This window comes from Phenylobacterium sp., from assembly GCF_030693805.1.
Lineage (GTDB): Bacteria > Pseudomonadota > Alphaproteobacteria > Caulobacterales > Caulobacteraceae > Phenylobacterium.
Genome location: NZ_JAUXZW010000131.1, coordinates 1 through 2,430, shown reverse-complemented (window position 1 = coordinate 2,430; position 2,430 = coordinate 1). Strand labels below are relative to the sequence as shown.

2 protein-coding genes are annotated in these 2,430 nt (G+C 75.1%); both read left to right on the top strand.

The genetic code is table 11. The annotated features are described in order from the left end of the window. A partial coding sequence (locus Q8M88_RS05790) for a hypothetical protein (protein WP_305595297.1) occupies positions 1-2,088 on the top strand: 2,088 nt, incomplete at its 5' end. After that, the coding region (locus Q8M88_RS05785) for a hypothetical protein (protein ID WP_305595295.1) at positions 2,085-2,430 on the top strand (346 nt) is incomplete at its 3' end. The genes Q8M88_RS05790 and Q8M88_RS05785, both read left to right, overlap by 4 nt.

Sequence of the window (2,430 nt, the reverse complement as noted above, 5' to 3'; positions counted from 1 at the left end):
CGCGACGCGCAGGGCCACCGGCACGCCTTCGACATCCGGCCGTCGCGCCCGGGGGCGAAGGCCTTCGTGGCGGGCGAGGCCCTGACGTACGGCTACCTGCGCGTCGACGACGCCGTCGACGACGCGGCGCTGCTCGAGGAGTACCGCGCCGCGCTGAAGTCCGTCGCCGGCTGCGAGCGGGACATCATCCCGTGGATCCAGTCCGGGCCGCCGGCGGCGTCGCCCGCGTCGTCGGCATCCGCTGAGCCGTTCTCCGCGTCGCCGCAGCTCGCGGCCCTGCTGACGGAGGCGCTGCCCGGGCGGTGGCGCGGCGAGGCCTCGGTCGAGCTCAACTCCGCGGGCTTCGTCCTCCGTGTCCGTGACGTGATGGGTCGCCGCCACGCGTTCGACGCGCGCCGGGCGCTCCCCGACGACCCCGCGTTCGTGACCGGCGCGGCCCTGGTGTACGGCTACCTCCGCGTCGACGAGGCGGTGCACGACGAGTACTTCCTCGACGAGTACCGCGCCGCGTTGACGGCCCTCGCGTCGCGCGAGCGGGACTTCCTCCCGCTGCTCCTCGCGGAGACTGCGCCGATCGCCGTGGCCGCCACGCAGGACCCGGAGGCGCTCTCCGTCGTCTCTCCGGTCGCTCGACAGGACGAGTCCCCGGCGCCGCCGGGGCTGTCATCGCTGCTGTCATCGCTGCTGCCGGAGGAGTGGCGTCACGAGGTCTCGGCCATGCTGTCGCCGCCCGGGGGCATGGTGCTGCACTTCCGGGACGCGGCGGGCCATCGCTACGCCTTCGACGCGCGCCCCCGGCGTCCCGGGACGGCGGCGTTCGTGGAGGGCGAGGTCCTCGCGTACGGTTACCTGCGCGTCGACGAGGCGGTCGACGAGGCCGCGGTGCTGAAGGACTACCGCGCGGCGCTCACGGCCCTCGCTGCGCGCGAGCAGGACATCCTGCCGTGGCTCGAGGGTCCGTCTCCGGGGGCCTCGACGGAGAGCGGGCCCGAGGGGTTCCAGGCGCCGGTGGACGACCGCGCCGCCGCGGTGTTGACCGGGCTGCTGCCCGAGCGGTGGCGTCACGCGGTCTCGGTCGTCGCGTGGCCCTCGGGCTTCGCGCTCCACTTCCAGGACGCCCAGGGCCACCGGCACGCCTTCGATGTGCGCCGTCGACAGCCCGGCGAGCCGGCCTTCGTGGAGGGCGAGACCCTGGCGTACGGCTACCTCCGCGTGGATGCCACGGTCGACGAGCCCGCGGTGTTGGAGGACTACCGCGCGGCGCTCACGACCCTCGCCGAGCGCGAGCGGGAGCTTCTGCCGTACCTCGGGCCAGAAGCCGGGGGCGTGCCCGAGGAGGCGCCCCCCCCGTCGGTGGTCTCGCGCACGGACGAGTACCCGGCGCCCCCGGCGCTGACGTCGCTGCTGTCGTCGCTGCTGCCGGAGGAGTGGCGCCACGAGGTCTCGGCCGCGCTGTCGCCGCCGGGCGGCCTGGTGCTGCACTTCCGGGACGCCTCGGGTCGTCGCCACGCCCTGGACGCGCGCCCCCATCGGCCCGACGTCGCGGCCTTCGTGGCGGGCGAGGCCCTCGCGTACTCCTACCTGCGCGTCGACGACACGGCCACCTCGCTCGCCCTGTTGGAGGACTACCGCGCGGCGCTCACGGCCCTCGCCGCGCATGAGCGAGAGTTCCTCCCGCTGCTGGAGGCCGCTGGACCGGATCCGGTCCCGGCGCTCCCGACGGTTCCGCGCGGGGACAAGTACCCGACGACCCCGGAGCTGACGTCGCTGCTGACGTCGCTGCTGCCGGAGGGGTGGCGTCACGCGGTCTCGGTGAACATCTGGTTCGACGGCTTCATCGTGCATTTCCAGGACGCGGCGGGCCGTCGACACGCCTTCGATGTGCGCCGCTTCCACCCCGGAGATCCGACCTTCGTGGCGGGCGAGGCCCTCGCGTACTCCTACCTGCGCGTCGAGGAGGTCGCCGCCCAGCTCGCGGTACAGGAGCGCTACCGCGCCACGCTGCTGGCCTTCGCGGCGCGCGAGCGCGACCTCCTCGCGCTGCTCCCACCCCCGACGGACCCGGGCGCCTCTCCGGAGGGCGGGTGACGCCAGGGGGCGGGCTCACGAGGTTCCTCGGGCTGCTGGGAGAGTGCGCGCGCGAGCCGGTCTCCAGGCCGCTCGCGGCGGCGCTCGAGGCGTTCCAGCGGGGCGACCACCGCGCGGCGCTCGCCGCGATCGATCCCCTCCTCGCGACGGGCCCGGCGGACACGACCCTCGCCGCGTACGCCCTGCGCTTCGAGATGCTGCGGCGGCTCGGCTGGTACCACGAGGCCCTCCAGACGATCGACGGCGCGATCGAGCGCTTCCCGGGTCGCGCGGTGCTCTACCTCGCGTCGGCCACCTGGCGGGCGCGGCTGCACGACGACGTCCGGGCCGAGGCCCACGCGC